Genomic DNA, 3,442 nt, shown 5'->3' on the forward strand with positions numbered 1-3,442 from the left:
CTGCCGCGAGGCGCGGCGTGGGCGCGAGGATCGGTTCCGGCTGCGGCGCGAATGGCGTCGCCGTCGGTGCGGCCCCTGCCGGCACCGCGCCCGCCGCGTCGAACGCGTGGCGCAGTTCGCCCTTGAGCCAGTCGACGATGTGCGGTCCGCGCGCGTGCCAGAACGCGTCGAAGCCGGAGCCGGCGTTGCCGATGCGAATATCGTCTTTCATGATGGTGTCCTCCTGGAAATAACGGGTGATCGTCGTGACGACGCTCGATTCCTCTGCCACGTTCGACGGGCCGCCGAACGTCCTGACCGCGCCCGGCCCCACGATGCGCACGACGATGCGCGCCAGCGCATTGAGCCCGCCGCACTCGACGTAGCGGTCGATGCCGTCCGCGCGCGCGGCGCGAATCGCGTCCGCGAAGCGCACCGGCATCACGAAATGCGACGCGAGCCGCATCCCGGGATCGTCGGCGCCGCTATAGCGGCGGCCGAGGATCGGCGAATACACCGGAATCGCGAGCGCGCCGGGCCGATATGCGGCAAGCCGCGCGGCGAACTGCGCGCGCGCGCCGGCCAGGTCGGGGTGATGAAAGCCATACGGAGACCGGAGCGTCTGCGCGGTCACGCCTTGCGCCGCGCAGGCCGAGACAAAATCTTCCAGCGCGTCGCGCGGGCCGGACACGACGGTCTGCGACGCATGGTTCTCGACCGCGATGCAGACGTTGCGCACCCCGTGCGTGAGCGCGCTCGCGTCGATCAGCGCGAGTGTCGCGTCGGCGCCGGCCGAAATCGCGGCCATCATGCCGTCGGCCGGCGCCGCGGCCTGCAACGATGCAATCCTGTCGCACACGATCCGCGCGCCCTGCTCGATCGAATACATGCCGCCGCACACCAGCGCCGCGATTTCGCCGAAGCTGTGTCCGATCAGCAGGTCGGGGACGACACCGCGTTCGCGCAGCACGCCGAACATCCCGACCGATGCGCCGAAGATCCCGAGCTGCAACAGGTCGGGCGCGTCGCGCAGCCACGTATCGAGCCCCGCGTCGTCGCGCCACAGCGCGCCGGTCAGCGGATGGCCGAGCCGCTCGCTCGCGACCGCGTCGATCGTGTCGAGCGTCTGCCGTACGCTGCGGTGTTCGTGCCCGAGTTGCCGCAACGCGCCCGCATAGAACGCCCCTTGTCCCGGGAACAAGAACGCGCAGCCGTGCGCTTGCGCGTCGCCCGCGTTCGGCCCGGTGCCGTTCAACCTGCGTCGTTCCATAATCCCAATCTCCCAAGGCTCTCGGCCAGCTTCAGTCTCGCGGTCCGCCACCTCGACACCGCGAGCACGCGCTGCCGGCGCGCATCCGCGAGCGCCGACTGCGCATTCAGCAGTTCCGTGAACGTGCCGACCCCGGCCTTGTAGCGGCCGCGGGCGATGTCGAGCGAATGCAGCGCGGTGTCGAGCAGATGCTGCGAGTTGTCGAGGTTCGTCGTGTCGGTCTGCAGGCTCTGGTAGCTCTTCCACACGTCGAGCGACACCTTGAGTTCGGTATTGCGCACGTCGGCTTCCTGCGCATCGGCCTGCGCCTTCGCCTCCGCGATGCGATACCCGGATGCGAAGCCCTCGAACAGCGGAATCGAAATCTGGATGCCGATCGAGTTGCTGTGACTGCTCTGCAACTGGAACAGCGACGGCTGCTGCTGGTATGACGGGTTGTTGCGCGTGAGGCTGCCCATCAGCGAAATCGTCGGCAGCGACTGGGCGCGCACCGCGCGGATCTGGTCGCGCGCCGCTTCGAGCCGCTCGCGCGCGGCGATCAGCTTCGGGTGGTCGCGCTTCGCTTCGGCGATCAGGTTCGCGACGCCGCGCGTGAAATCGTCGCGATCAGGCGACGGTTCCGCATCGGCGATGCGCAGCGGCGTGTCGGCGTCGGCGCCGAGCGTCGTCGCGAGCGTGCCGATCGCGTTCTGCAGGTCGCCCTCCGCGCTCACGCGATCGAGCAGTGCCTTGCGATAGGTCGTCTGCGCCTGCAACGCGTCGCCGAGCGTGCCTGCGCCGCCGTCGTGTCGCGCGCTTGCTTCGGCCAGGCTCTCCTGCGCGGCACGTTCGACCGCCTGGGCCGCCTCGAGCGCCGCCTGCGCGTCGCGCAGCGCATAGAACGCCTGCGCCGCGTCGTAGAAGACGCTCTGCAACGCGTCGTCGTGCGCCGCATTGGCCGCGCGCAGCAACGCACGCGCGCGGTCGAGGTTCGCGCCGCGCTTGCCGAAATCGAACAGCACCCAGCTCAGGTTGAGCATGCCGTAGCGGCTGGTGCTGCGCTGATCGCCGGAAAAACCGCCCGTATAGGTCGTGTTCACGTTGTCGCGCTGGATCCCGGCCGTCGCGTTCAGCGTCGGCAGGTATGCGGCCTTCGACACGCCGACCTCGGCCGTCGCCGCGCGCGCGTCCGCCCACGTACGGCTCAGTTGCGGATGGGAGCAGATCGCCAGCAGGATCGCGTCCTCGAGCGCGATCGGCCGGTCGTCGAGGCGCCGTGCGCCGCACGCGGTGGCCGATGCCATCGACCCGGCCTGCGTCGCCGCGACGTCGTCGCGCGTGCGATAGACGTCGAGCATCTGCGCGCCCGCGGGCAGCGCGGCGGCCAGCGCAACGGCGGTCAGCACGACGGCGAAGGGTCGCTTCATCATCTAGCGCCCCGCCACCGGCTGTACCGGACCGGCATCGTGCGGCGCCGGCCGGGTCGCGGCCGGCTCGCCGCCACGCGACTTCGCCGCGACCGCCGCGCGCATCGCCGCGGTCGACTGATCGAGCACGACCTTTCCGCCCTGCAGCATGATGACGCGCTGCGCGGACGCGATCGTCTCCGGCCGGTGCGCGACGATGAGCCGCGTCATCGCGAGCTGCGTGACAGCCGCATTGACCTGCATCTCGCGCTGAATGTCGAGATGGCTCGTCGCTTCGTCGAGCACCAGGATGCGCGGCCGCTTGTACAGCGCGCGCGCCAGCAGCACGCGCTGCTTCTGGCCGCCGGACAGCACGGTGCCCATGTCGCCGACGAGCGTGTTGTAGCCCATCGGCATCGCGGCGATGTCGTCGTGCACGGCCGCGATGCGCGCGCATTCGGCGACCCAGTCCGGGTCCGCTTCCGGGTCGAAGAAGCTGATGTTCTCCGCGATCGACCCCGCGAACAGCACGTCGTCCTGCAGCACCGTGCCGACCAGCGCGCGCAGCCGCTCGATGCCGAGCCTGGCCACGTCGAGCCCGCCGATGCGCACGGCGCCGCCCGTCGGCTCGTGAATCCCGAGCAGCACGCTGATCAGCGTCGTGACCTGCGGTGGAATTTTGTAGCCAGTCAGGCAGTGAGTCTCGCGTCGATATTATCGGAATCCAGCCAGGCTCGACGGACCGTGGCGGGAGGTTGATAGCGATGTGCGCTATGGGGCCGGCGCTCGTTGTAGAACTGTCGCCAGC

The 3,442-nt window shown here is 69.8% G+C and carries 2 protein-coding genes and 2 pseudogenes; all 4 read right to left on the reverse strand.

Going from position 1 to position 3,442, the window contains the following annotated elements:
• Window positions 1-1,249 (reverse strand): ACP S-malonyltransferase (locus DPV74_RS40095; protein ID WP_119339202.1); only part of this gene is annotated, 1,249 nt, incomplete at its 3' end.
• Window positions 1,231-2,655 (reverse strand): TolC family protein, encoded by a 1,425-nt coding sequence (locus tag DPV74_RS40100; RefSeq protein WP_374709020.1) that lies wholly within the window; start codon window positions 2,653-2,655, stop codon window positions 1,231-1,233. The genes DPV74_RS40095 and DPV74_RS40100, both read right to left, overlap by 19 nt.
• Before the next feature lie 3 nt (window positions 2,656-2,658).
• Window positions 2,659-3,297: pseudogene (locus DPV74_RS40105) on the reverse strand (ATP-binding cassette domain-containing protein); the annotation flags it as partial.
• A gap of 26 nt (window positions 3,298-3,323) precedes the next feature.
• Window positions 3,324-3,442: pseudogene (locus tag DPV74_RS40110) on the reverse strand (IS3 family transposase); the annotation flags it as partial.

The organism is Burkholderia sp. HAN2018 (genome assembly GCF_024704855.1).
In the GTDB taxonomy this organism is placed as follows: domain Bacteria; phylum Pseudomonadota; class Gammaproteobacteria; order Burkholderiales; family Burkholderiaceae; genus Burkholderia; species Burkholderia cepacia.

What these genes read in the sequence shown, in the direction of transcription:
- DPV74_RS40100 (WP_374709020.1), bottom strand. Translation starts at nt 2,655, where the DNA reads ATGAAGCGACCCTTCGCCGTCGTGCTGACCGCCGTTGCGCTGGCCGCC.